Below are 24,785 nucleotides of genomic sequence, written 5' to 3' on the forward strand. Positions count from 1 at the left end.
TCCGCACCATTATTTAGATGGGCAATCATCTTGTAGGGCTATCGCCAAGCGGTAAGGCAGCGGCTTTTGATGCCGCCATTCCCTGGTTCGAATCCAGGTAGCCCTGCCATATTTCATATGGCTAGCGATAAGCTACCCATAACAACGATAAATTGAGTAACCAATCCTCATTTTATCTACAGCATAAGTTGCGGAAGTGGCGAAATTGGTAGACGCACCAGATTTAGGTTCTGGCGCCGTAAGGTGTGAGAGTTCAAGTCTCTCCTTCCGCACCATTATTTAGATGAGCAATCATCTTGTAGGGCTATCGCCAAGCGGTAAGGCAGCGGCTTTTGATGCCGCCATCCCCTGGTTCGAATCCAGGTAGCCCTGCCATTATTTGTAGGGTTAGCGATAAGCTGACCGTAAAAAGATAAGCTGAATCAATAACATTCGGTTTATTTAAAGAATACGCTGCGGAAATGGCGAAATTGGTAGACGCACCAGATTTAGGTTCTGGCGCCGCAAGGTGTGAGAGTTCAAGTCTCTCTTTCCGCACCATGATTTAAGATGGCTACGTAGCTCAGTTGGTTAGAGCACATCACTCATAATGATGGGGTCACAGGTTCGAATCCCGTCGTAGCCACCATTTACAACGATAGTTTGAATAACCAATGTTCAATCTATCTACAGTACAAGTTGCGGAAGTGGCGAAATTGGTAGACGCACCAGATTTAGGTTCTGGCGCCGCAAGGTGTGAGAGTTCAAGTCTCTCCTTCCGCACCATCAATTCAAACCCAGCTTAGGCTGGGTTTTGTTTTATTAGCCTCATAACAATATATCCTTTCCTCCCGTTTTAACCGTTGATTCATTTTTCCGATCCATTCTTTGATCACGTGAAAAGTGAGGCATAAAAAAATCCAGCCGAAGCTGGATTTTTAATTTAAAAGTTAACGACTTAACCAAGCAAACCAAGAGCAGCATTAGGCGCTTGTTTAGCTTGTGCCAACACTGAGCTTGATGCTTGAGAAAGGATCTGCGATTTAGTCAAGGCAGTGGTTTCTTTCGCAAAATCAGTGTCTTTGATTCGGCTCTTAGAAGCATTTACGTTTTCGTTGATGTTATCTAAGTTGTTAATCGCATGGTTGAAACGGTTTTGGAATGCACCCAGTTGAGCACGATGGCTGTCTACAAATTGCAGTGCCGCATCAACAATGGCAACTGATTCTTGCGAACCACCTACAGAGGTGACATCAATGGTATCGACTGTCACATCTTTTGCCGCTTGGAAACTCAGTTCACCCGCTAAGCTGCCACCAAAGGTTGCTACGCCATCAATACGGTTGCTATCAGTAAAGATTTGCAGTTTGCCTTCATCGTCAACAGAAGCTTTTAACATGTCGGTTTGACCATTGATGTAAGTGGCCAACTCTTCGATGTCATCGCCATCTTTTGCACTTAGGTTGATGGTTTGCTCGCCAGTACGTTTGTCAGTCAACGTAATGGTAAGGTCATTAGCACCCGCTTTAACGGTCCAATCTTTATCTTGTCCATTTGCCGCTTGGTAACTCTTACCGCCCATCATTGCGTTGTCGCTGCGCATATTATTTAGGCTTAGCATGACCGCTTCACCGTTATCCGCACCGATTTGGAATGATTTCGTCTCAAAAGTACCATTGAGCAACTTATTGCCACCAAACGATGTAGTTTCAGCAATACGGTTGAGTTCGTCATTCAGCGCGGTGATCTCTTCTTGAATCGCTACGCGGTCGGCTTTCGAGTTCGAACCATTTGACGATTGTAGAGATAAGTCACGCATACGTTGCAAAATGTTGGTAGTTTCGTTCATTGCACCTTCAGCTGTCTGCGCAATTGAAATGCCATCATTTGCGTTGCGCACGGCAACATCTAAGCCTCTGCTTTGAACGTTCAAACGGTTAGAGATTTGCAAACCTGCTGCGTCATCTTTTGCGTTATTAATTTTGAAGCCTGATGATAAACGTTCCATTGATAACTGTTGCGCATTGCTAGCACTGTTTAGGTAGCGTTGTGCTGTCATAGCTGAAACGTTAGTGTTTACATTAACCGCCATAGTGGTTCTCCTATTGATTTTCCGACTTAGCGTCATAGACAAACGGTTTCCGACGTCTCGGAAAACCAAGTAGTTCTCTCAAAGTACTATTATTAGCGACTGCGGTTAGGAATCCTTTAACGGGAAAACGACGATTTCGTAAAAAATAACCAATATCGATTAAAAGTGGGATAAACGCTGCAAAACTGGCTGAAATACAAAAATAGCATTAAAGATTTGACGTGATTGGTCGGCTCCACAGACGATTGAGGAGCATTGATGAGAGCAAGAAGTTATAGATAAAGAAAAGCCCCTTTTCCTTTGAGAGAACCGGGGCTAGTTGGTAGCCAGAGCCAATGTGGAGATCAGAGAAATGAACACATTACCGACTGACCGGGGCGCATGATTATCTATGACTATAAAGCAGGGTACATCTTGAGAGAGCTTTATATTCGGCCATAATCATACTTTGCCAAGGATTCCTTCACCTAACCCACGTCTGAGCTGTTGGATGAAGGGTCCTAACATTACTGCAATAGTGACATTGCAGAATTTGGCAACTGTTTTGCTTGAGCGAGAATGGAGGTACCCGCTTGTTGCAGAATCTGTGCTTTCGTCATTTGCGTGGTTTCTTTCGCAAAATCTGTATCTTTAATTCGACTGTTGGATGCTTCAACATTCTCTTGGATATTGGCCAAGTTGTTGATGCTATGGCTTAAACGGTTTTGCTTCGCACCGAGCTCTGCCCGTTGTGAATCCACATATCTCAACGCAGCATCCAGAACGCCCACTGCATTTTGAGAACCACCAACTGAGGTGATATCAATATCTTGAACCGTCGTCTTAACGCCCGGTCCACCGTTTAGGCCAAGTTCGGTTGCCAAACCACCAGAGATGGCAAGGTCACCTTGTAAATTCGGTTCTGCGGCAAAAATTTGCAGTTTACCGTCTTGATCCACCGATGCTTTAAGCTTGTCGGTTTGACCATTAATGTAAGTCGCTAGCTCTTCAATATCATCGCCATCTTTGGCTAACACATCGAGAGTAACAAGCTCACCTGCCTGGGTGGTGAATTCAAATTTCAAATCACGCGCGCCCGCTGGCACTCCCCAATCCTTGTCCTTTCCTTGCTCTGCAAGGAACGATTGGCCGCCCATACGGAAGTCATCAGCACGTATGCTGGTAAGCCCCATAATGATCGCCTCACCTGAGCTCGCACCAATCTGGAATGATGCTTCACCAAACGAACCGTTGAGCAGTTTACGTCCACCGAATGAGGTCGTTTCTGCAATACGGTTTAACTCATCTTGCAATGCGGTCGACTCTTCATCCAAAGCTTGTCGCTCTGACGCCGAGTTGGTGCCGTTTGCTGATTGAAGAGCAAGATCACGCATACGTTGCAAGATACTGGTCGACTCATTCATTGCCCCTTCCGCGGTCTGAGCAATCGAAATACCGTCGTTGGCATTACGCATTGCCACATCTAGGCCACGAGACTGAGCGGTTAAGCGGTTTGAAATTTGTAAGCCTGCCGCATCATCTTTAGCGCTGTTGATTTTATTACCTGATGATAAACGTTCCATCGAGGTATTTAATTCACCCGTCGCTTTATTAAGGTAACGCTGAGCAGTCATTGCTGAGACGTTAGTATTTACTGTAATGGTCATAGTTTGCTCTCCTAGTGAGTTCGCAAGCTTTTTGCGAAGCGGCCAGCTTTACTCTCATTTGGAAGCACTGACCGTGAACTTGCTAAATCCGCTATTTGCCGATTTGAAAACTTGTTGTATCAACTCTGATATAGACAATTCAATTAGTATGCCAACTTTTAAAACATCTGATATTAAAATTAATATTCTTTGTTTTTTAATCACTTAGAATAAATTCAATCATTCTATCTTTGTGAGTGAGCATCCAGTTTTTTCTCGTTAGCAACAGAGTTGCCACTTTCGTTTGCCGCTCTATTGCCTCTTTATCTCTCGATAATAGATGAGCAATTTCCAGGCCAATTTTTCAACACATTCCACTCTTCGCGCATATGGCTTAGCACATAAGGCATTGAAGATTAGATATAGTTGAAAAGGGTCAAATCTTTCGTTTTACCAAAAGCCAGTTGTGAAGCCTGCAACGCACGTGAATTCTCATTAAATTCAATCACCGCTTCCGCGTAATCGAGATCTTCAAAGTTACTTTTTGATTTCGCTAAACTAATTTTGAAATCTTCATGCTGTTCTTGTTGAATATCTAAAGTGCTCAAGCGTGCACCGACATCAGTACGCACTTTATTGAGATGAATAAAGGCGGCATGAAACTCTTCCGTAATTTGGTGCAGTTTCGCTGTCGTCGACGCATCCGATACGGAGCCTTGCGAGAGCTCAATCGCGTCTTTATAGCTATCAAATAAGGTAAAGGTTGAACGCGGCTCTAGGCTTAACACATCACCTTTCGAGATTTGCCCTTTTACGTGCACCGTCAGATCTTGATATCGAATGCCTTTTTGTGGATCAAACTCATCGGCCTGTACCACGCTGCCATCTTTCTCTAATTGGTAACCATATTTGCCGTTAGCCATATCAACAAACGTCACGGTATAGCGTGATGTATCATTCGAGTCTAAATTGGTTGCACGCTCGAGCAGTAACTCTGAACCTTCGTTTAATTGATAGTTTGGTTCGTAGTTACCAAACGGGTTATCAATCTCCATAAACACTTTATTACCCGGATTATTGAACGGGATCTCTAAGCTGTTGGAGATGCGCATTTTGCGCTGATAATCATCGCCGGAATAAGTCACGTTACTGGCATTATCTCTAAAAAATGGCTGATTCTTCGGCTTGGTGCCGGCAAACATGTAGTTACCGGACTCATCTTGCGTATTTGCTAGTTCAATTAAGTTGTTAAACATCTCTTGCAGCTCACGCGCTTTCGCTTCTCTATCTTCTGGAGAGAATGAGCCGTTAATCATTTCCATGACAGTACGCTTTGCCTCATCGGTCGAGCTTTCCGCATTGGCAATGATTACTTCTTGATGTTCTAAGCGGTTTCGAACCAGCACTATTGCATCAAGATATTGGCGTAATTGCTCTTCTTGCTGCCCTACTTTTTGGATGTAATGAGTGGCTAATGGACTATCACTGGCCGAAAGCAACTTCTTACCCGACGCTAGCTGCGCTTGGTTATGATGGATCTTTGATTCTTGACGGCGCATATCGTTTTGCACCGATTGATAGTTATGGAAGCTCGATATTCTGGTTAACATTTATCGCCTCCTATCTCAGCTGCAAAATCGTGTTGAAAGTATCATTAGCCACCTGCATGATGCGTGAGGAAGCCATATAAGCTTGTTGGAATTTCATCATGTTCGCAGCTTCCTCATCAAGGTTGACTCCGGAAATGGACGCAATGCGCTCCTGCGCTGACTCTTTTTCAAGCCTGGCCACGTCACTTAAGCGTGACGCGGTGGCCAGTTGCAAACCAAAATCAGTATTGAGATCGTGATAAACCCCGAGCACGGTCGTTTCACCGCCATTGAGTTTTTTCTCTGTTTGAATGTGCTGCATCTTACGCAAATTGCCGTTGTCACCTTCTGAGGGGACAAGGTTTGCCGTAAATTTATCATTGGGTAGCGCACCTGCTGTCAACTCGAACGTTGTACCAAGCACAGTAATCGAATTCGATGGTGGGTAGGCCTGTGGTTCTAGCAGCACGTTGCCTTTGGTATCCGTGACCGCAAATTGATCGCCCGTTGGTGAGATCACCACTTCAAATTCACGCAGCCCACCTGCCGATAAAATATTAAATTTTGCCTGCCCTTGGGCAAAAGTAGTGGAGGCTTCATAACTTTGTGCGGCAATGGCTGTCGGATCGTTGGTCGCCATTTTCATAATAGCGGCACCATTACGCGTTGGACGCAGCAATATGCGCTCCCCGGCTTGAGGGGCGTTGCGAATATCAACTCGCATTCCATCTAAAAATAAACTGCTGCCAACGACCGGAACGTTAACCCGCTCGCCCGTTGGCTTTAATACGGTATAATTGCTGCCGTTGTACTGTAGGGAGTATTCACCACTTTTCAACGCTGAAGTATCTTCGATATAGACCGCCATATCGGCTTTTGAATTGCCAGCGATGATCGCTCGCGAGCGGGCATTGACTTCAGAGTTCACATCCGTAAACAACGCTCTTCCCACATTGCCACGTAAGTCCAAGCCTTGTGATTGCAACTTGTTAACTTCATAAGAGAAAGATGTTGCCATGCGGCCAAGTTCATCCATTAGGTAAGGAATGTGCTTATCTCGCATGGTAAACAGCGCACTTAACTTACCACCAATATCCTCAGTGGTAATGGTCTTGATCCCTTTGCCTTCAATCATGGCCAAGCGGCGCTGACTCACATCAGGATAACCATCAACCATCTTCATTTGGCTGGCTTCTGTACCTGAGACGAGCGTGTGCCCGCTCCCGATATGGATGTTAAACCCTTCAGCATTTTTACGTGGCGTCACGGTGACCTTGGTGTATTCAGACAACTCAGCCACCAATTTTTCATGCTGGTCCATTAAGTCATTGTGAGGACCAGGAGTACGCATCATTAAGCGTTGTAAATCTCGCAGCTCAAGCGCCAATTGGTTAATACGCTCAACGGCAACATCTAGCCCTTTGTTGGTCGCATCAGATTGGCGGCGAATGTTCTCGTGAAAATCATTCATGTTTTGAGTGATCAGATCCGCTTTCTCAAGTACAACTTTACGCGCACCTACATCATTCGGGCTGTCGGCGAGGGTTTTGATCGCATCAAACCATTCGTTTAAGTTTTCAGGGATTTTTTTCGAGGCCACTGACGACAATAACTTTGAGAGCATGTCTAAATTTTCTTCGTCGTCACGCTTAAAGGAAAAGCTGGTGGTAGATAGGTTTAATTCATTAACGGCAAATTGATCCCATGAGCGGCGAACTTTTTCCACATGTACGCCCATACCGTAGGTTTCACCACCGTATTGGCGAGGCGTATTGGTCCCTTGGATCACAGACTGACGGCTGTAACCTTCTGTATTAACATTAGAAATGTTATGACCTGTGGTGCTGAGTTGTCTCTGAGCGGTAAGTACACTTTGGGTACCTAGATTCAGAAGATCCGACGCCATACTGCCCCCGAAAACCTAATCAAATCAGTGGTTACTGAATATCTAAGTTAGTAATTGCAATATGTATGCCAAAGGAATTTCAAAGAAGAGATTAGACAAAATAAAGGAAAGATAAAAGCCAGCAAGGCTGGCTTTAGAGGGGTTATTCCATTGCTTCAATTTGAGATTTTACTCTCAGCACTTTTTCAGCATAGTATGGGTCCGTCGCGTAACCAGCAGCGTGCAGGCCACGAATGAAAGACTCATCGCTGCCATTATGGTTCAGCGCCACGGTGTAGCGCGGATTGTCATTGAGAAAACGAACATAGTCATTAAAACTGTCTTGATAATTTCCATAAGAACGGAACGCAGCTTTTTCCATCACGGGTGTATTATCATGATATTCAAGAGTTTGCGTCGCCACTTTCTCACCTAACCAACTTTTATCCGCTTTGATGTTGAATAAGTTATTACTGCTACCACGAGCATTTTGAACAACTTTTTGTCCCCATCCGGTTTCTAATGCCGCTTGAGCAAGTAGCAGTGAAGAGTCAACACCTAATGCCCGCGCTGCTTTTTCAGCATAAGGTTTCATTGAAACTACAAACGCTTGCGGCGAATCAAATCGACTCGATTCGACCTTGCTAGGTTCGATCGTTTCTTGCGTTGAGAGGCGGCGGTTGTTACTGCGTTCGATACGGCGCATGGCTTCTTGGAAACCATCTTGCGTCGGGTCGGTTATTGATGGATCGTTTTTCGAGGTGCCGTTAGCCTGACTGAGCTGCGCCACAATCATATCGGCAAGCCCTAAAGAACCGGAGGCACTGAGCTCGCTCGACATTTGTTCATCAAGCATTTGTCGATAGAAATCTTCGTTTTGGCTGTTGAACATCTCAGATTTAAAATCGGCATTGGCGTCGCGCATCGATTTGAACAACATTGAGGTAAAAATCGCTTCAAACTGTTTGGCTGCGGCCTTGAGCGCCGCTGACTCGCCTTCTTTATCACCGGTTTTTGCTTGCTGACGTAGCTTATCTAAGCTAGCAATATCATGAATAAAGCCAATATCATTGGGATTATTAATCATCTTCCTCTCCTAGATAATGATCAGTTGGCCTTCAATCGCGCCAGCTTGTTTCAATGCTTGCAGAATCGCCATCAAATCTGAAGGGGCTGCGCCCACTTCGTTGACCGCGCGCACTAAATCATCCAAGGTCAAACCCGGTTCAAATTTAAACATTTTACCTTGTGCTTCAGACACTTCTATTTGGCTATTAGGCACCACAGCTGTCTGACCACCCGCTAACGCATTGGGCTGACTGACATTCAAATTCTCTTTAATGGCAACAGTCATACCACCGTGTGTCACCGCAGCAGGTTTTAAGCGCACATGCTGGCCGACAACAATGGTTCCCGTTCGTGAATTAACGATAATTTTGGCTGAGCCATCCGCTGGATCAAACTCAACATTTTCGATTGCAGAAAGAAACGCGACGCGCTGCCCAACATCTCGTGGTGCACGGATACGTACTGACGTTGCATCAACCGCGGTCGCCATCTCTGGGCCTAGGAAGTTATTCACTGCATCTGCCATACGTTGCGCCGTGGTGAAGTCAGATTCAAGCAAATTGAAGGTAATAAAATCGCCACGGCTAAAAGGTGTTGGCACTTCGCGTTCCACCATAGCGCCGCCTGAAATCAGGCCAACCGTTGGGTTATTGCCGACAATTTTAGAACCATCAGCACCGGTGGCACTAAAACCACTGACCACTAAATTACCTTGGGCCACAGCGTAAATTTGACCATCTAACCCCTTAAGGAAGGTTTGCATTAGAGTGCCGCCACGTAAACTTTTAGCAGAGCCGATAGAAGAAACGGTGACATCGACACTTTGACCTTGCTTGGAAAACGCCGGCAATTCGGCCGTGACAATCACGGCGGCAACGTTCTTTGTTTTCGGTTTAGTGCCCGGCGGCAATTGAATGCCGAAATTTTGCAACATGGCGTTAAAACTTTGGTCGGTGAACGGTGTCGATTCACCCGTTCCCGGTAGCCCAGTGACTAGACCATAACCCACTAATTGGTTACTCCGCACGCCCGCAACTTGAGAGACATCTTTGATACGGGCCGCTTGTGCATGGGTTGCGATGAGCAACAGACTTAAAACAAGCAGGGTGAATTTTTTCATGGTCTAGTACCTTAATTTCTACGTTTCTTTACGCCAGAACTCCGGCGTTACAGAGAGACATTAAAGAATCGTGCCAAGAATCCAGGTTCTTGCATATCTTGATTGGTGCCTGTACCTGAATATTGGATGCGTGCATTAGAAATACGAGTAGAAGCAATGGTGTTGTCAAAGTCGATATCATCGGGACGAATGGTACCGCTTAAGCGAATGTATTCATCGCCAGTGTTCAGTGTGAGCCATTTTTCACCACGGATGACTAAGTTGCCGTTGGCCAGTACTTCAATCACTTCAACCGTGATCGAACCAGAAATACTGTTACTTTGGTTGGCTGCAGAACTGCCATTGAACTTGTTGTCATTTTTCAACGCATAAGAGAAATTGTAATCACCCACAGTGAGATCTTTACCGCCGACAGCGAGTGGATCCATAGACGCATCATTGGATTTGGATAGATCCGCATCAGCACTCTTGGCCGCTTTAGTACTTTCATCAAGATTGACGGTAATAATATCGCCAATGCCACGCGGTTTTGAATCATCATAAAGACTGTTCATTTGTGCCAAATTAAACAGTGAACCAGTTTCCGCGGCATAATGTTCCGGTTTCTGTTTTGGATGAATGGGAGCCCAAGCAGGATCACCGGCTACGGGATCGGAACGCTTACGCATTGAGTCCAGTAAACCAGAACCTTCTTCTGCAGACTTATCCCCTTCAACCGCGTCCACCACGGTTGTACCTTGAACCACTTCAGGAGTATCGACCGGTGGCGGCATTAACGAGCAACCAGACAAAGCAGTAACAAATACAAGACTCAATAGACGTTTCATCGCAGCATTCTCTTAGTTAATGATTAGAGTTGTTGGTTCACAAAACTCATCATCTTATCGACTGCTGAGATGACTTTTGAGTTCATTTCGTAAACGCGTTGCGCTTCAATCATGTTGACCAACTCTTCTGTGACGTTCACGTTAGAGGTTTCAAGCATGGATTGACGAACATCACCGAGGCCGTCAAGCCCTGGCACCCCTTCTTGTGGATCACCACTAGCACCGGTCGGTAGATACAAGTTTTGACCAATCGGCTCTAGACCGCCTGGGTTGATAAAATCAACCGTGGTAATTTGTCCAACCACTTGGTTATTTTGCTGGCCACGAAGCCTAACTGACACTTCACCATCATTACCGACAGTAATAGAGATTGCATCCGGTGGAATAACAATTTCCGGCTCTAAATTATATCCAGCACCGGACGTCACAATCGCCCCTTCGTCGTTGAGGGTAAATTGACCATTTCGGCTATAAGCGATATTGCCATCTGGCATCAGGATTTGGAAAAAGCCGTCACCTTCAATCATCATATCGAGGCTATTGGTCGTGGTTTGTACGTTGCCGTGGGTATGCACTTTTTGTGTTGCCACGACTTTAGAACCCGCACCAAGCATCAAACCGCTTGGCAGTTTGGTATTTTGCGAAGATTGACCGCCCGGTTGATTAATATTTTGATAAAACAGATCTTCAAATACCGCACGACCCTTTTTAAAACCAATAGTCGAGGCGTTCGCTAGGTTGTTTGAGATAGTGGCAATATTGGTTTGTTGGGCATCAAGCCCGGTTTTACTTACCCATAATGCAGGTTGCATAGTAATCTCCTTTAACGCTTATCAGCTCATACGAAGTAATGAGTCGGACGATTTGTCCATCTCTTCTGCGGTGCTCATCATTTTGACTTGCATTTCAAATTGACGTTGTAGCTCAATCAAGCTAGTCATCTCACCCACCGCATTGACATTACTGCCTTCCAGCGCACCTTTTAATAGCTTTACGCTAGCATCTGCTTCGAATGCTGCATTAGGATCTTTAGCACGAAATAAACCATTCGTATCTTTGTATAGGGATTGATTATTGGGTCGAACCAGTTTAATTCGGCCTACCACTTCCATCGCATCGGCTGGAGCGCCTTGCGGACGAACGGAAATAGTACCGTCATTACCGATTTCTACTTTACTCAATGGAATAGGTAGAGTGATTGGCGCACCCGTTCCATCTAGCACTAGATGGCCGCTACCATTTATGAGCATGCCATTTTGGTCAATACTAAGGTTGCCACTGCGGGTTAACCCCTCTTTGCCGGTTTTATCCATCATGGAAATCCAACCGTCACCTTGAATGGTGATATCGAGATCGCGCCCTGTGGTAATGACACTGCCTTGCGCAAAATTATGTCCCGGACGTTCTGTCATGCTAAACACGCGGCTCGGTAACCCTTCGCCATAAGCTTGCATTGAGCGAGCTTGCGCCAAATCAGCACGGAACCCCGTGGTACTGACGTTTGCTAAATTGTTCGCTCTTAATTGCATGGCTTGCATGTTTTGCTTTGCGCCACTCATGGCGAGAAACAGTGCGCGATCCATAATCTGCTCCAATAATCATCGTTCGATCATTAAAAGCAATTGACGTGCCAACTTATATTTAAACTAAAAATCAATAGGTTAAATGTGATTACACAAAAAATAGGGAGGATATAACGAAGATTGCCGCGAACAGATGGCAACAATACCAAGCTAACATTGCCGCTAACTTGGTATTGCCATTGATGACGTTAAAGGAATTAACGGATCTGCAGTATGTTTTGTTGTAGCTGATTGTGAACTTCAAGCGCACGCGAGTTCGCTTGGAAGTTACGCTGAGCAGAGATAAGATCCACCAGCTCTTGAGTCATATCAATGTTGGATTGTTCAATAACACCATTGCTGATGGTACCAAATGAGCCTTTGTTTGATTCACCCCAAATTTTATCACCGGAGAATTGAGTCGAATCCCACTGCGTACCGCCTTTTTTATCTAAGCCTTGTTCATTGGCTACGCGGACAAGCCCCACACGTCCTAGAATGGTATTTTGACCATTTGAGTAAGTGGCTAGCACACTGCCATTTTCATCGAAATCGATCTTAGTCAAAAAGCCCGTGGTTGCGCCATCTTGTACAAATTTAGTCAACTCAAATGGAGCGGCAAATTGCGTAGCCGAATCGAGACTGAACGACAATGTTTGGTTAGCATCCGCACCGTTGAGTTCAACTGGGTTTGCCCCCAAACCTAAAGACTCGGTTACAATTTGCTGACCATTATTCATGCTGGCTAGCGTACCATCATTATTAAACTTCATGGTATGCCCAATATGACCCGTCGGCGTAGTGGCATCACCACCAACGACATTGATCGGTTTCTCACCAGTTTTATCCGTCACGGTGTAATAGGTTTGCCATGTGTTAGCTTGCGTCTGATCTTTGAGGTAATAGGATGTCAACTTATAAGGCTGCCCCATCGAATCGTAGATCGTAGATGAGGTGGTACGGTTGTACGTCTCAGGATCAGTAATATCAAACAAGGTTGGGTCTTTTAACTTACCATTAGCTGGCAAGTTCGCGCCAAGTTCAACATTGGCTGTCTGTTTAGGTTTACCAAACTGAGCAGGAATATTGATAGGTTTTGGCTCATACGAAAGAACATCACCAGTATCAGGGTTAACATCATAGCCAAGTAAAAACTCGTCATTTGACGTTACCATGTAATCATTTTTATCGAGGTGGAAAGCACCATTTCTGGTCAACTCATTTTGTTGAGGCGTCAGCTTATCTTTCGCAACAGCAAAGAACCCCGTTCCCGCAACGCGCAAGTCCATCGGGTTATTAGTATAAATACTGGAACCTTCGTGGAATTGTTGTGCCACTTTGTTCGCCTGAACACCTTGACCAGGAGTCGTTTTGGAGTTGGTAAACAATGAGGTTGAGTAAACATCACCAAACTCAGCACGCGACTCTTTAAAACCAAAGGTATTCGCGTTAGCAATGTTGTTACTGGTGGTGTTCAGATCTAACTGAGCTGCGGATAAACCGCTTAATGATATATACGACATTCCAAAATCTCCTATCTAGCTAGCATATCTACTCTATAAAGAGTTACGCTTTGCCAACTTCTAGTACTTCAGCAAGTTTAACTGGCGATGTAAATCCAGCCAGATTGAGCAGTACGTTACCATCACCTTTACCCAGCAGAACGCTATTGACGTTTGCGTAAGTCGATACCGCAAACTCCTTGCTTTCTCCATCGAGCAAACCCGAAGCTTTCACTTGGTATTTGCCGCCCGGCAATGGATTACCGTTTTGATCGTTACCGTCCCATTCAACGCGATTATCACCGGCTGATTTAGCCCCGACATCAAAGGTACGAACCAATTGTCCAGCTTCATTCTCTATTCGGACAAACAAGTTCTCTAAACTTTGAGGAAGTTTGACCATCGCAGCCATCCCAGCACCCTCTTTTTTGATCCCTGCCGCTCCCGGTACTAACACATCACGGCCAACCAGTGATGAAGCCTGTAGAGCTTGGTTAGATGTCATCGACGAGTTGAGACTCTCAAACTGAGTGTTCATTTTGCCGATACCATCAACTGTGGCAAATGACGCCATTTGGGCGATCATCTGGTCATTACTGACCGGTTTAAAAGGATCTTGCTGAGCCAGTTGTTTGGTGAGTAACGATAGGAAGTCTTCTTGTTTAAGATCTTGCTTCCCCGTTGTCTCTTCTGTTTTCTTTTGGTCTTGAAGACTTTTCAGCTGGTCAATATAAGACAAGCCGCTTTGACCAATGTTATTTATTCCGGCCATACGCTACCTCCTTATCCTATTGACCCATCTGCAGCGTGCGCAGCAGCATTTGTTTACTTGCATCAGCCACCTGCACGTTCGTTTGATACGAACGAGAAGCCGAAATCATGTTAGCCATCTCTTCCATCACATTGACATTAGGCTTGTAAATATAGCCTTCATCGTTAGCAAGTGGGTGATCTGGGTTATATTCTGCGTTAAGCGGTTTATCGCTTTCAACAATACCTAATACTTTTACAGGTACATTATGATCACGGTTATAACGCGCTTTACTTAACTCTGCACCAAACACCGCGTGACGCGCTTTGTAAGTATCTTTCGCCGAACTACTCACACTATCTGCATTGGCTAAGTTACTTGAGGTCGTATTTAGACGAACAGATTCAGCACTCATTGCAGAACCAGTCACATTGAACACATTAAATAAGCTCATCTACTTATTCCCCTTTGATTGCTTTCGTTAAGTTCTTGAATTTACTGCCTAAGAAGTCCAGTGAGGCTTGGTGTCTGATCTGGTTTTGCATAAACAAGTTACGCTCTAAATCTACGTCAACCGTGTTGCCATCACCCGTATCAGGTTGAGTCGGAATTCGATAGAGACTCTCGCCAGTTACTTTCGTGGAGGCAGATATATGCCGACCATCCGTACGGCTAAGACCAATGCTTGCCCCTGAACTTGCCGCCTGCAATGCTTTTTGAAAGTCCATTCCTTTTGCTTTAAAGCCCGGTGTGTTCGCCTGTGCAATATTGGTGGAAATCACCTCAGCATTGCGCTCACGTACACCAACCGTGTGTTGGTGAATACCTAATGCGTTGTCAAAAGAAATAGCCATGTTTGCCTCTACACTAAAAACTGACTGTTACTACTCATATTAAAAGCAATTAACGTACCAACTTAAAAAAACGAACCGTGTTTACAACAATTTTATCTAAATAAGAATCCGTCGAAATGTAAGCAAAATATACGCCGCTTTATCCACTTGTCGCCCACAACTTCAGTAAATCTCACCAATCAAAACGAAATTAAGGGAAAGAAAAAGCCCAGCAAAAGCTGGGCAAGTAACTAAAAGTAAGCAAGTAACTCAACGTAAGAATGTGGCTATTTGAGTTTATAAATGATGCCAGGGTTACAACGAACCATTTCAAACTTATCGGTCAATCCTGTCAGTGACTCCGATGCGCCGAGCAATAAGTAGCCACCGGGATTTAAGCTACTAGCCATTTGATTTAATACTTTCGACTTCATATCAGGTGAGAAATAAATCAAAACGTTACGACAGAAAATAATATCGAATTTACCCAATAAGGCATAGCTCTCCATTAAGTTCTGAGGACGGAAGTTAACTAAACGCTTAACGTTATCTTTGATTTTCATTCGGCCATCACCAGCATCCTCAAAAAAGATTTTGCGACGCTCCGGCGATAACCCTCTGCCAAGTGCTAAATTGTCATAAATCCCCGCTTTACACATATCCAGCATGCTGGCAGAAATATCCGTCGCGGTGATGGCTACGCTCGGTAACATACCCGGCTTGCGCTGTTGAGTTTCGAGCACCGTCATCGCCATTGAGTAAGGCTCTTGACCTGAAGAGCTTGCCGCTGACCAAATTTTTATAGGGCGTTTATTTGCAGCGACCTCGGGTAATAGACGTTCCGCTAAAACGGTGAATGGGTAAGCATCACGGAACCACAGTGTTTCGTTGGTGGTCATGGCATCGACCGCTGCAACTCGTAGCTCACGGTTTCGCCCCGTAACCACATCACGTAACAAGTCAGAAAGAGAGGTTAACTTGAATTTAGCAACCAGTGGACTTAAGCGACTTCTCACTAAGTACTGTTTGCTATCTCCAAGTACAATCCCGCACTGAGATTCCAAAAAACGGCTGAAATCGCGATATTCTTGATCGCTTATAGTTATAGCAGTCATTAATTTCTCTTTAGTTAACTAGTGCAGCTTTCACCGCATTCCCAAGCTCATCAGGGTTGAATTTAGCAATGAATGAGTTTGCACCCACTCGCTCAACCATGGCTTGGTTAAAAACGCCGCTCAGTGAAGAGTGAAGAATAACGTATAGATCTTTCAAATCTGAATTCCTACGTATCTCTGCTGTTAATGTATAGCCGTCCATTTCAGGCATTTCAATATCAGAGATCACTAAAGATATTTGATTGTAAATTGGCCCTTCTGCTGCCATTTCGATCAATTTTTCATACGCCTCTTTACCATCTTTAACAGCAACGACTTCAAAACCTATCGATTCTACTGCTCTTTGAACCTGTTTACGCGCAACGGTTGAGTCATCGGCAATTAAAATTCGACGGATGATCTCTTTTTCTGTTTCTACTTGGGCGATCGATTCACCAATCGATGAATCCATTGTCTCATTAACCGGAGAAATCTCTGCCAAAATTTTCTCTACATCGAGAATTTCTACCAATTCGTTATCAATATTGGTGACTGCGGTTAAGTAGTTATCTTTGCCTGAGCCATCTGGTGGAGGAAGAATGGCTTCCCAGTGCATGTTTACAATTCGATCCACCGAGCTGACCAAGAAAGCTTGGATAGATCGGTTGAATTCAGCAATGACCACAAAACACTTATCAAGGTCCGCGGTGGGACGTCCACCCACGGCCAAACTCAAATCAATGACAGAAACGGTTTGACCACGAATATGAGCAACACCTTTGACTAGGCGATGTAAATTGGGCATCAAAGTTAACTTAGGGCACTGGAGCACCTCTTTAACTTTAAATACGTTGATACCATAACGTTGCCGTCCCATTAGACGAAACGTTAAGAGTTCTAATCGGTTTTGACCAACGAGTTGCGTACGCTGATTCACAGAATCAAGAATACCCGTCATAAGCTCATCTCCATCTCAAACTTTTATGCAAAAAAGTGGTAGTCTACTACAGGCTATGAAGAAACCAGAGAAACAGAATGATGCATACAAAAATATGTTTACATCTACTTTCCATAACTAAGTGTAGAGCTTTCTATAGAAATTTTTATCTCTCTATCGGCTTTTTATTGTTTTTCTTTAATTTTTCTCTTCATTCTGCCACTTTGCCGCAAGTTGAAGCCATTCAACAAGCTGCGGAACAACATGTTTTAGAAACTATTGAGTGGCCTCCCAGCGGGGAGTTAAACGTAAAAGCGGCAAATGTTGATGACCGAATTTATGCCACCGACTGCCCCACACCGTTATCGACCTCTTCCTCATCCAGTAATGGTTCTGCAAGTAATATCACAGTTCTGGTTGAATGCATTGAAGATAACTGGAAAATTTATGTTCCTGTAAGACTGACCATTTCACTGCCACTTGTCACCGTTGCCGTACCCATTTCTCGTGGGCAGCAAATTACGCAGCAAGATGTCTTGATTACAATGGTAGACTTACACCGCTTTAGACGACAAGGTTTTTCCGATATAAATCGTATCGTCGGAGCTAAAGTGAAAAAAAACATGCGTATTGGCGATGTCGTTGAGCAAGATGATATATGCGTCGTATGTCGTAATGAAAACGTTATGATTCAAGCAGTCAAGCAGGGAATGATCATCACAACCAAAGGAACCGCTTTAAGTGATGGTATTTTTGGTGAGCAGATAAAAGTGAAAAATGATAAATCAAACCGTATAATAGATGCACAAGTAACCGGTATTGGCGAAGTCACGGTTCAATTTTAACGCTTTCATTACACTTCTAAATGTGTTTACGTTGTTAAGAAAGTGAAACAGAAAAAAAAGCTAAAGTAATCACAAGCACCGTCGATATTGACTGTACAGGTTTCCATTATTATTAATAAGGCTCACATATGGCAGGTATTGATAACATACGTTCGGGGCAAACATTAACGACGACAAATCGTAGTAATGCTCGTACTGAATCGAATGCATCTCCATCGACATCCGGCTCGGTCACTCGTTCACCTCAAAATCAAGATGCGGTATCACTTAGTACCCAAGGTAAGGCCATTGGTGAAATGCACAACCAAATGGTATCTCAGCCAAGTTTTGATAGTGCCAAAGTCGCTGCAATTAAAGATGCGATAGCCAATGGCTCATATAGAGTCGACCCAGAAAAGTTGGCTGATAATATGATTAAATTTGAAAAAGAGTTGGGTGGTTTTAACTAGCCCTACTTTTGACTAATTAAGGCAACATACAATGGCTGTATTAAAAGACTTAGTCGATTTCCAATTGAAAAATGCACTAGAACTCTCTTCGCTACTTGAACAAGAAAAGTTAGCAATTACGAGCCGTTCATCAAGTGAAATCGAAGCTATTGCCAAACAAAAGATGACCTTAGTTGGACAACTTCAACAAACTGATCTCCGAATTGCGAAACATCCTCATGTCGTGAGCCTGACGGAAGATGTACTCCTGTCGCAAATCGTTGATCAGATTCGTTCCATTGTTCACGATTGCCAGCAAGCAAACCTTGTTAATGGTGAAGCGCTACAACGTGCACAACTCAGTTTTAATAAACTCAATAATTTGATGCAGCAAAGCCACGGAAAAATTGGTATGACGTATAACGCTGGTGGGCAAACCCACACTGTGTCCACTTTAGGGACCAATATTAAAGCGTAATCAACATGCAGCTGAGTTACTAAACTTTTAAGCTGAAACGAATTCAACAGAAAAGCGGCAAACTTTGCCGCTTTTTCGATCTGGAGAAAAGGAAGATTTAGAAGAGTGTTTGTTGACGTTTTTCTGGTACTTGCTGAACTTCTCCGTAGTCACGCAGTTTATCCATCTTACGGATATCGAGACGTAACTCAGTAACATAACTGTCACCCACCTTATAACTGCGGACCACTTCTGCTCCGCGGATAACACCATCAACCGCTCCCGACGTCAGCTCTGTGCCCAATCGCTGATCTTGTAGTTCAGCACGACCACTCACTCGCATTCCATAGACTTGCTCTGCCAGTTCGCGATAAGCATCGATTTTAGAGGCACGCATTGCACGGACTTGCTTTTCATCCACACTACGCCCAGTTTGCTCACTGATATTGGCATAACCTACCGCCGTCAACCATTCATCAGCGCGCATGGTTTGTAATGGCTGGCAACCCACCATCATGATAGTCACTAGAAGTAATAGCCATTTTTTCATTGGTTTCTCCTATGGACGCAAGATAACAGTATACGGCTGCTTAATCGTAGGGTCAGAGCGAATTAACACACCATCTTGTGTACGGATACTGTTGAGCGTATCAAGATCACGACCAATACGATCGGCAGGCAAGAAGCCTTGTGCGGTAGCAACCACAACACGAGACTGCATTCCCACAACACGAGCATTGACTAATACACCGCCTTCTTGACGAAGCATTGTCCCTGTCAGAATGTATTGGATTTCTTGCTCTTGAGCGAGGTCTTTCCAGTCACGACTGAAAGCAAAATCACCTTGCTGCGTTACCTGAATCGAGCCTGTGGTTTTGAAATCAACCACTTTAAATCCTCGACGCTGAAACTGATGGATAAATCCTTCAGAAACCGAGTTACCCAACCAGTTAGTCGCGTCCATACTTTGCAGGTCCACAAACGATGTTACAGCAATAGGAGTGCGAGCAGAAACACTAGTATTGGACACCATCAAATCTTCTGTCATGCTTTCAACAAAGAAGTCCAACGTGTGACGTGGGCTCTCCATTAGCATAAACTGTGAACCATTGTATGGCTCTTTACCGTTATAAATCGGGGCGTAGGCACAAGCAGTTAACAAAACTGCTGGCACTATCGAAAGCCATTTTTTCATTCTCTTATCTCCAGATATACTGAGGCAATCTTGATTCCAAACTTCAGATTAAAAAACTTGGAACACTCTTTGCTTTTCAAAACTTGTTACACTTTCAAAACGCACTGCCTACATCAGCTAAGATTTTAAAAGCAAAATTTATACCCAACTGGTAAATAACAATGAAAAAAATTATTTCTGTTTTATTTTCAATATGTTGCACCATTACCTTTTCTCAGGCCGTTAATGCTGCTTGGTATGAAGTGACCGGATCGTCAGCCATTGTTTCCTCAGAGGAAGTCGCTCGCCTCAATGCATTGGAAGATGCCATCTATAAGGCGGTAAACTTTGCCGGGGCAGACATCGGTAGTATCAGTAACTTGCGACCACTGCTGGAATCAGACCGTAAAGAGTACCAGTTTACTAACCATGAAGTACGCTATGTGTTAGTCGAAGAGAATAAAACACGTCGGGGAGTGATGTATGTTAAAGCTCGAATTGATATTTATCCTTCGGCAACAGGTTGCCACGTTAGCCAATATAAGAAAACGTTTTTAGTGGGTAACATTGATCTTGCATCGCCACAACAGGCGGTTATGGGGCAAATTTACAGTGTGGGAGATGATTTTGCACAGGTACTCAACCGCCAACTCGATCAAGAATCTCGCAGTTTTGTGTCGGTTGGCACCACAGATTATGCAATTGAAAAACAGCACCCAGAACGCTTAACCATGATTGCAGAGGACACGGGGGCACAGTACATTTTGGGGGGAACCATCACCGATTTAACTGCCACGATAGAGCAAAAATTACTCGCCGATGATGTGATTAACCGTCAATTTGCTATGCAAATCCAAGTGTTTGATGGCAAAACAGGCCAAGAAGTCATGACTAGGCATTATAGAGAAGTCGCTAAATGGCCCTTCGCCAAAACCAGTCAGATAGATACGCGCAGTGCACGTTTTTGGGCTTCAACCTTTGGCAGCATGATGCTGCGTGTCAGCCGAAATATCATGCTCGATCTTGAATCGGAGCTTTCATGTAAAATAACTCTCCCCGAGGTTGTGGCTAAATATGGTAATACCATCACGATAGATTTAGGACGTGTGCATGGCGTTAAAACCGGTGACCAATTGCAGTTGTGGCATACAGGTTCATTCATTGATCAGAAAGGGCTACCACGAAATAAAGTGACTCAAAGTGATATTACCCTTACGGTTACTCGCGTCTATGAAAACGAAGCAGAGCTGAGTGTTAATCAAGAAAATCTCGCCTCTAGCATACAAATTGGCGATGTTATGCACAAACAGCTTTAATTTTCGTTTTAACTGGTTAACTTCACAAAATTATTGAGTAAACTAGCCCTCCTTGCTCCCGTAGCTCAGTAGGATAGAGCGGCCCCCTCCTAAGGGGCAGGCCACAGGTTCGACTCCTGTCGGGAGCGCCATTTTGATAAAGCCTCAACACCCAACCGGTATTGAGGCTTTTTTTTCTGACGAAAAATTGACCTAATATTGATTTGAGCCACTACTATTCATATACAGTGATTACTGTAAGTTCTATGTCAAATAATCTAGAATTAGTATTAACAGATTTATCGATAGATAAGATCATGAAAAAGAGTAATCTAATCACGAATACTGGTCACCGCTTTATCTCTAAAGCAAAGACCGCCTATAAAATTCATATCCATACGCCGGACGATACGGTGCTGCACCGTTCTGTCGGCTACATACGTATTGGTGAGAAAAAGGGGCTTAAAAAGGCGATAAAGCTGCGTAATGAATTAGGTTCAGAGATGTGGGGCAAACATTGGCGTCGTCTGCTCAAAGATCCCTACTTGATGACTCGCCTACCACACAGTTTAGAACCTAAAATCATATACAAACCCAGACCAACGCTCGATAACCCGGAAGCTCGGGATCCTTGTTATATCGCGGCTTGGAGACACTATGATGAAAAAGGTAACTGTATATTTCAAAGCGTCGTTTGTTCGATCAACAAGCATGGCAAGCTTGCCGCTTATACCAAAACGAAGAAGGCGCTATTAGAGGCTTATAAAGAAGACTTGGATATTCTTATCTACATGGGCCGATTGAATAGTATTGATTTGAAATAACATGGCGTGATACCGGAGCGGTTAGAGGCTAAAATCCATTGTTTTACAAGAAGAAAGCCCGCGTTTTTCACGGGCTTTCTCTATTTTCTAATACTTAAGCGTTATTATTTAACTTCATAATCAAAGCTTGGAATAACGATATCAACACGACGGTTTTGCTTTCGACCTTCGACTGTATCGTTCGATGCGATTGGGCTATTTTCCCCTTCACCTTTTACGGTAAGACGGTTCGCATCCACACCTTTAGCAATCACAACATCAGCAACAACTTGTGCGCGTTTTTCTGATAGTTTCTGGTTGTAAGCCGCAGCGCCAGTTGAGTCAGTATGACCAATAATTTCAGCATCGGCTTGTGGGTAAGCTTGCAAATATTTCACTAGTTTATCGAGCTGGTTAGTACTCTCTGCTGTTAGCTTAGTGCTGTTATGGGCAAAGCTACTGCTGTCCAAACGTTGAAATGGCACATGCTTAACAACCGTTTCAGGTTCTTGGGGAATAACGACAGGCTCAACCACTGGCTGTGCAACTTCTTCAACAAACACCTCTTGCACGATGACTGGCGCAGGTTCTGCTTTACTTCCACCAAATTTATACGAAACACCTAAGGTAGCCGAGTTACCTGCCGCTCGGACAAGATCGTTATTAATATCGGTGAGGCTTTGATATTCCAAACGTAAAGTGACGTTATTATCGGTGTTGAACTCAATACCAGCGGCACCTAAATATGAGTAATCATCTTTATTGCCATAGTCAACATAAGCACCGCCGACTTTAGCATATAAGGCAATGGCATCAGTCAAAGGAAGGCTGACTTTCGGTGCGAGTGTAATGGCCGTTACTTTTTCATCATTCAGCCCCGCACCACTAAATTTGCCCAAGTAATCGTAACCGGCCTCTAATGAAAGCCAATTAAACGCTTGGTAACCAAGGTAAGCACCGACGGTAGAAGATTCATCTTCACACACATCTCCAGCACGACAAGCGTCATCAAGCCAAGATTTACCAACTTTAGCACCTACATATACTTCAGCCATTGCGGCAGAAGATGCAAAAACAAGCGCCATTGAAACTGCTGCTGCTAACTTTTTCATACTTTTTCCTTTCCTATTTATCGTTATCATAATGCGGTTGCGGTACCCAAAAAACGGTTTACTTTTCGCCTACACACATACCTACATAACTCGGAACCACTATACTGTATGTAAAGAAAGCTTAAATAGCGCATTAGTTTATTCTCTGTCATCGTTTTGTGAAATATTGTCAGTGCTCTACACCAAAGGATTTAACAAAGCCGATATAAAGAAAAACCGCAGCATAAGCTGCGGTTCAAAGCGTTGTTCGTATGATTGACTTATTGAGCGTTCGCTTCACGCTCAGCAATAAAGGCTAATGCCATATTGATACGAGCAATGACACGCTCTTTGCCGATCAGTTGCATGACAGCATCAACCGATGGCGATTGACCACCGCCAGTGACAGCAACGCGCAGCGGCATGCCTATTTTACCCATACCGATTTCAAGCTCTTCACACACTTGAGCGATGACAGCGTGCAGGTTTTCCGTTGTCCAGTCACTCAATGCTTCTAATTTGCTTAAAGCAAGTGCTAGCGGCTCTTTCGCCACACCGCGCAAGTGTTTTTTCGCCGCATCATCATCAAACTCAGCAAAATCTTCAAAGAAGTAACGAGATTGAGCAGCAAGTTCAACCAAGGTGTTGCAGCGTTCACCAACCAGTGTAACGATCTCAACTAATGCTGGGCCGTTGTCTTTATTGATGCCTTGTTGCTCAAAGTGCCATTCAAGGTGTTTTGCAACATATTCAGGCTCTGATGTTTTGATGTAGTGATTGTTCAGCCACAACAACTTATCAGTATTAAATGCAGATGCCGATTTGCTAATGGCATTTAAACTGAAGAACTGAATCATCTCTTCACGCGAGAAAATTTCTTGGTCGCCATGAGACCAACCTAGACGAACTAAATAGTTATTCAGTGCTTCAGGCAGATAACCTTCATCGCGATACTGCATCACAGAAACAGCGCCATGACGTTTAGATAGCTTCGCGCCGTCGTCACCTAAGATCATTGCGCAGTGCGCAAACACAGGTACAGGAGCACCTAACGCTTCGTAAATGTTGATTTGACGAGGTGTGTTGTTGATGTGATCTTCGCCACGAACAACATGAGTAATCCCCATATCCCAGTCATCCACCACCACACAGAAGTTATAGGTGGGTGAGCCATCAGTACGGCGAATGATCAGATCATCCATCTGGCTGTTAGAGATTTCGATACGACCGCGGATCTGGTCGTCAAAAATTACGCTGCCTTCTTTAGGATTACGGAAACGGATAACACACGGATCCCCTTCTTTTGCGGCGTCGTTAACCGCTTTGATTTTTGGGTGATCAGCATCGTAGCGCGGCATCTCTTTGTTCGCTTCTTGCTCGGCACGAACTTCATCTAACAGCTCTTTAGAGGCGTAACATTTGTAGGCTTTATCTTCAGCAAGCAGCTTATCGACAACTTCATTATAACGATCAAAATGTTTCGTTTGGAAATATGGGCCTTCATCCCAATTCAAACCTAGCCAAGTCATACCTTCAAGAATCGCGTCTACGGCTTCTTGCGTCGAGCGCTCTAGGTCGGTGTCTTCAATACGCAAAACAAACTCACCACCTTGGCTTTTTGCATAAAGCCAAGAGTAAAGTGCAGTACGCGCACCACCAACGTGAAGATAGCCTGTCGGGCTAGGAGCAAAACGAGTTTTAACCGTCATTTGATTTCCTTAGGGATAAAAAGACAGCGGAGAACATGTCCACTGCAAGTACCAGGATAAAAAGTGGCGACATTTTACCACTGACGGCTAAATCTACAATCCTCGATTGCCTTTCGTTT

General features: G+C 44.2%; 24 protein-coding genes and 7 tRNA genes. 12 read left to right on the plus strand and 19 right to left on the minus strand.

Annotation, left to right across the window (positions count from 1 at the left end; translation table 11 throughout):
- The first annotated feature begins 34 nt into the window (after positions 1-34).
- The 6 genes from PL85_RS04695 to PL85_RS04720 all read left to right on the plus strand — a co-directional run bounded on the left by PL85_RS04695 (position 35) and on the right by PL85_RS04720 (position 765).
- A tRNA-Gln gene (locus PL85_RS04695) sits at positions 35-109 on the plus strand.
- A gap of 81 nt (positions 110-190) precedes the next feature.
- Positions 191-275: transfer RNA gene (locus tag PL85_RS04700), tRNA-Leu, on the plus strand.
- Between the two features lie 25 nt (positions 276-300).
- Positions 301-375: transfer RNA gene (locus PL85_RS04705), tRNA-Gln, on the plus strand.
- 80 nt (positions 376-455) lie between these two features.
- Positions 456-540, plus strand: a tRNA-Leu gene (locus PL85_RS04710).
- 11 nt (positions 541-551) lie between these two features.
- A tRNA-Met gene (locus PL85_RS04715) sits at positions 552-628 on the plus strand.
- Between the two features lie 52 nt (positions 629-680).
- Positions 681-765 (plus strand) — tRNA-Leu (locus PL85_RS04720).
- A gap of 172 nt (positions 766-937) precedes the next feature.
- On the opposite strand, the gene PL85_RS04725 is transcribed toward PL85_RS04720, so the two are convergent.
- From PL85_RS04725 to PL85_RS04795, 15 genes are all read right to left on the minus strand, one after another.
- A complete protein-coding gene (locus PL85_RS04725; protein WP_026029038.1) occupies positions 938-2,071 on the minus strand; it encodes a flagellin in 1,134 nt (377 codons plus the stop codon).
- Between the two features lie 506 nt (positions 2,072-2,577).
- Positions 2,578-3,717, minus strand: a complete 1,140-nt coding sequence (locus PL85_RS04730; RefSeq protein ID WP_017045944.1) for a flagellin — start codon at positions 3,715-3,717, stop codon at positions 2,578-2,580.
- A 395-nt stretch (positions 3,718-4,112) separates the two neighbouring features.
- Positions 4,113-5,306: a flagellar hook-associated protein FlgL gene (gene flgL, locus PL85_RS04735; protein WP_013856259.1), complete on the minus strand. Its 1,194-nt coding sequence runs from the start codon at positions 5,304-5,306 to the stop codon at positions 4,113-4,115.
- A 10-nt stretch (positions 5,307-5,316) separates the two neighbouring features.
- Complete coding sequence (gene flgK, locus PL85_RS04740; RefSeq protein ID WP_115339221.1) at positions 5,317-7,191, minus strand: flagellar hook-associated protein FlgK; 1,875 nt, start codon at positions 7,189-7,191, stop codon at positions 5,317-5,319.
- A gap of 142 nt (positions 7,192-7,333) precedes the next feature.
- Entirely contained in the window at positions 7,334-8,257 is a 924-nt protein-coding gene (flgJ, locus tag PL85_RS04745; RefSeq protein ID WP_115339222.1) for a flagellar assembly peptidoglycan hydrolase FlgJ, read from the minus strand.
- Positions 8,258-8,266: 9 nt separating this feature from the next.
- A complete protein-coding gene (locus PL85_RS04750; RefSeq protein ID WP_013856256.1) occupies positions 8,267-9,358 on the minus strand; it encodes a flagellar basal body P-ring protein FlgI in 1,092 nt (363 codons plus the stop codon).
- A gap of 47 nt (positions 9,359-9,405) precedes the next feature.
- Positions 9,406-10,185, minus strand: a complete 780-nt coding sequence (gene flgH, locus PL85_RS04755) for a flagellar basal body L-ring protein FlgH (RefSeq protein WP_013856255.1) — start codon at positions 10,183-10,185, stop codon at positions 9,406-9,408.
- Between the two features lie 23 nt (positions 10,186-10,208).
- Positions 10,209-10,997 (minus strand): flagellar basal-body rod protein FlgG, encoded by a 789-nt coding sequence (gene flgG, locus PL85_RS04760; protein WP_010319379.1) that lies wholly within the window; start codon positions 10,995-10,997, stop codon positions 10,209-10,211.
- Between the two features lie 21 nt (positions 10,998-11,018).
- On the minus strand, positions 11,019-11,768 hold the full coding sequence (gene flgF, locus PL85_RS04765; protein WP_026027903.1) for a flagellar basal-body rod protein FlgF: 750 nt from the start codon (positions 11,766-11,768) through the stop codon (positions 11,019-11,021).
- Positions 11,769-11,965: 197 nt separating this feature from the next.
- A complete protein-coding gene (gene flgE, locus PL85_RS04770; protein WP_064625793.1) occupies positions 11,966-13,270 on the minus strand; it encodes a flagellar hook protein FlgE in 1,305 nt (434 codons plus the stop codon).
- A gap of 43 nt (positions 13,271-13,313) precedes the next feature.
- The gene (gene flgD / locus PL85_RS04775) at positions 13,314-14,021 is read right to left on the minus strand and encodes a flagellar hook assembly protein FlgD (RefSeq protein WP_013856252.1); all 708 of its coding nucleotides are present in this window, start codon (positions 14,019-14,021) and stop codon (positions 13,314-13,316) included.
- 16 nt (positions 14,022-14,037) lie between these two features.
- Positions 14,038-14,454 (minus strand): flagellar basal body rod protein FlgC, encoded by a 417-nt coding sequence (gene flgC, locus PL85_RS04780; protein WP_010319383.1) that lies wholly within the window; start codon positions 14,452-14,454, stop codon positions 14,038-14,040.
- 4 nt (positions 14,455-14,458) lie between these two features.
- Positions 14,459-14,854: a flagellar basal body rod protein FlgB gene (flgB, locus tag PL85_RS04785; protein ID WP_013856251.1), complete on the minus strand. Its 396-nt coding sequence runs from the start codon at positions 14,852-14,854 to the stop codon at positions 14,459-14,461.
- A gap of 266 nt (positions 14,855-15,120) precedes the next feature.
- Positions 15,121-15,948, minus strand: coding sequence for a protein-glutamate O-methyltransferase (locus PL85_RS04790; RefSeq protein ID WP_013856250.1), 828 nt, complete (start codon positions 15,946-15,948; stop codon positions 15,121-15,123).
- Positions 15,949-15,958: 10 nt separating this feature from the next.
- Positions 15,959-16,885, minus strand: a complete 927-nt coding sequence (locus tag PL85_RS04795; protein ID WP_013856249.1) for a chemotaxis protein CheV — start codon at positions 16,883-16,885, stop codon at positions 15,959-15,961.
- A 77-nt stretch (positions 16,886-16,962) separates the two neighbouring features.
- Between PL85_RS04795 and flgA the strand changes: the two genes are divergently transcribed.
- From flgA to PL85_RS04810, 3 genes are all read left to right on the plus strand, one after another.
- Positions 16,963-17,709 carry a flagellar basal body P-ring formation chaperone FlgA gene (gene flgA / locus PL85_RS04800; protein ID WP_013856248.1) on the plus strand — a complete coding sequence of 249 codons (747 nt, stop codon included), beginning with the start codon at positions 16,963-16,965 and terminating at the stop codon, positions 17,707-17,709.
- 128 nt (positions 17,710-17,837) lie between these two features.
- A complete protein-coding gene (gene flgM, locus PL85_RS04805; RefSeq protein ID WP_013856247.1) occupies positions 17,838-18,158 on the plus strand; it encodes a flagellar biosynthesis anti-sigma factor FlgM in 321 nt (106 codons plus the stop codon).
- Between the two features lie 31 nt (positions 18,159-18,189).
- On the plus strand, positions 18,190-18,615 hold the full coding sequence (locus PL85_RS04810) for a flagella synthesis protein FlgN (RefSeq protein WP_017043109.1): 426 nt from the start codon (positions 18,190-18,192) through the stop codon (positions 18,613-18,615).
- 97 nt (positions 18,616-18,712) lie between these two features.
- Here the strand turns inward: PL85_RS04810 and flgP are convergent, their stop codons facing one another.
- Both flgP and PL85_RS04820 read right to left on the minus strand, forming a co-directional pair.
- Complete coding sequence (gene flgP, locus PL85_RS04815; RefSeq protein WP_017043110.1) at positions 18,713-19,144, minus strand: flagellar assembly lipoprotein FlgP; 432 nt, start codon at positions 19,142-19,144, stop codon at positions 18,713-18,715.
- A gap of 9 nt (positions 19,145-19,153) precedes the next feature.
- Positions 19,154-19,789, minus strand: a complete 636-nt coding sequence (locus tag PL85_RS04820; protein WP_013856244.1) for a FlgO family outer membrane protein — start codon at positions 19,787-19,789, stop codon at positions 19,154-19,156.
- A gap of 161 nt (positions 19,790-19,950) precedes the next feature.
- On the opposite strand from PL85_RS04820, the gene PL85_RS04825 reads away from it, so the two are divergent.
- The 3 genes from PL85_RS04825 (at position 19,951) to PL85_RS04835 (ending at position 21,887) form a co-directional block, all read left to right on the plus strand.
- Positions 19,951-21,084: a flagellar assembly protein FlgT gene (locus PL85_RS04825; protein WP_115339223.1), complete on the plus strand. Its 1,134-nt coding sequence runs from the start codon at positions 19,951-19,953 to the stop codon at positions 21,082-21,084.
- Between the two features lie 54 nt (positions 21,085-21,138).
- Positions 21,139-21,215, plus strand: a tRNA-Arg gene (locus tag PL85_RS04830).
- Positions 21,216-21,380: 165 nt separating this feature from the next.
- Positions 21,381-21,887: a Fe3+-citrate ABC transporter substrate-binding protein gene (locus PL85_RS04835; RefSeq protein ID WP_026027396.1), complete on the plus strand. Its 507-nt coding sequence runs from the start codon at positions 21,381-21,383 to the stop codon at positions 21,885-21,887.
- A gap of 104 nt (positions 21,888-21,991) precedes the next feature.
- On the opposite strand, the gene PL85_RS04840 is transcribed toward PL85_RS04835, so the two are convergent.
- Both PL85_RS04840 and gltX read right to left on the minus strand, forming a co-directional pair.
- A complete protein-coding gene (locus PL85_RS04840; protein WP_026029039.1) occupies positions 21,992-22,978 on the minus strand; it encodes an OmpA family protein in 987 nt (328 codons plus the stop codon).
- A 260-nt stretch (positions 22,979-23,238) separates the two neighbouring features.
- Positions 23,239-24,666 (minus strand): glutamate--tRNA ligase, encoded by a 1,428-nt coding sequence (gltX, locus tag PL85_RS04845; protein WP_115339224.1) that lies wholly within the window; start codon positions 24,664-24,666, stop codon positions 23,239-23,241.
- Between the last annotated feature and the right edge of the window lie 119 nt (positions 24,667-24,785).

Source organism: Vibrio anguillarum (assembly GCF_001989995.2).
GTDB lineage: Bacteria > Pseudomonadota > Gammaproteobacteria > Enterobacterales > Vibrionaceae > Vibrio > Vibrio anguillarum.

Bases quoted from the DNA above. Each gene is read 5' to 3' on its own strand.
- PL85_RS04725 (WP_026029038.1), bottom strand. From the start codon at position 2,071: ATGGCGGTTAATGTAAACACTAACGTTTCAGCTATGACAGCACAACGC.
- PL85_RS04730 (WP_017045944.1), bottom strand. From the start codon at position 3,717: ATGACCATTACAGTAAATACTAACGTCTCAGCAATGACTGCTCAGCGT.
- flgL (WP_013856259.1), bottom strand. From the start codon at position 5,306: ATGTTAACCAGAATATCGAGCTTCCATAACTATCAATCGGTGCAAAAC.
- flgK (WP_115339221.1), bottom strand. From the start codon at position 7,191: ATGGCGTCGGATCTTCTGAATCTAGGTACCCAAAGTGTACTTACCGCT.
- flgJ (WP_115339222.1), bottom strand. From the start codon at position 8,257: ATGATTAATAATCCCAATGATATTGGCTTTATTCATGATATTGCTAGC.
- PL85_RS04750 (WP_013856256.1), bottom strand. From the start codon at position 9,358: ATGAAAAAATTCACCCTGCTTGTTTTAAGTCTGTTGCTCATCGCAACC.
- flgH (WP_013856255.1), bottom strand. From the start codon at position 10,185: ATGAAACGTCTATTGAGTCTTGTATTTGTTACTGCTTTGTCTGGTTGC.
- flgG (WP_010319379.1), bottom strand. From the start codon at position 10,997: ATGCAACCTGCATTATGGGTAAGTAAAACCGGGCTTGATGCCCAACAA.
- flgF (WP_026027903.1), bottom strand. From the start codon at position 11,768: ATGGATCGCGCACTGTTTCTCGCCATGAGTGGCGCAAAGCAAAACATG.
- flgE (WP_064625793.1), bottom strand. From the start codon at position 13,270: ATGTCGTATATATCATTAAGCGGTTTATCCGCAGCTCAGTTAGATCTG.
- flgD (WP_013856252.1), bottom strand. From the start codon at position 14,021: ATGGCCGGAATAAATAACATTGGTCAAAGCGGCTTGTCTTATATTGAC.
- flgC (WP_010319383.1), bottom strand. From the start codon at position 14,454: ATGAGCTTATTTAATGTGTTCAATGTGACTGGTTCTGCAATGAGTGCT.
- flgB (WP_013856251.1), bottom strand. From the start codon at position 14,854: ATGGCTATTTCTTTTGACAACGCATTAGGTATTCACCAACACACGGTT.
- PL85_RS04790 (WP_013856250.1), bottom strand. From the start codon at position 15,948: ATGACTGCTATAACTATAAGCGATCAAGAATATCGCGATTTCAGCCGT.
- PL85_RS04795 (WP_013856249.1), bottom strand. From the start codon at position 16,885: ATGACGGGTATTCTTGATTCTGTGAATCAGCGTACGCAACTCGTTGGT.
- flgA (WP_013856248.1), top strand. From the start codon at position 16,963: ATGATGCATACAAAAATATGTTTACATCTACTTTCCATAACTAAGTGT.
- flgM (WP_013856247.1), top strand. From the start codon at position 17,838: ATGGCAGGTATTGATAACATACGTTCGGGGCAAACATTAACGACGACA.
- PL85_RS04810 (WP_017043109.1), top strand. From the start codon at position 18,190: ATGGCTGTATTAAAAGACTTAGTCGATTTCCAATTGAAAAATGCACTA.
- flgP (WP_017043110.1), bottom strand. From the start codon at position 19,144: ATGAAAAAATGGCTATTACTTCTAGTGACTATCATGATGGTGGGTTGC.
- PL85_RS04820 (WP_013856244.1), bottom strand. From the start codon at position 19,789: ATGAAAAAATGGCTTTCGATAGTGCCAGCAGTTTTGTTAACTGCTTGT.
- PL85_RS04825 (WP_115339223.1), top strand. From the start codon at position 19,951: ATGAAAAAAATTATTTCTGTTTTATTTTCAATATGTTGCACCATTACC.
- PL85_RS04835 (WP_026027396.1), top strand. From the start codon at position 21,381: ATGAAAAAGAGTAATCTAATCACGAATACTGGTCACCGCTTTATCTCT.
- PL85_RS04840 (WP_026029039.1), bottom strand. From the start codon at position 22,978: ATGAAAAAGTTAGCAGCAGCAGTTTCAATGGCGCTTGTTTTTGCATCT.
- gltX (WP_115339224.1), bottom strand. From the start codon at position 24,666: ATGACGGTTAAAACTCGTTTTGCTCCTAGCCCGACAGGCTATCTTCAC.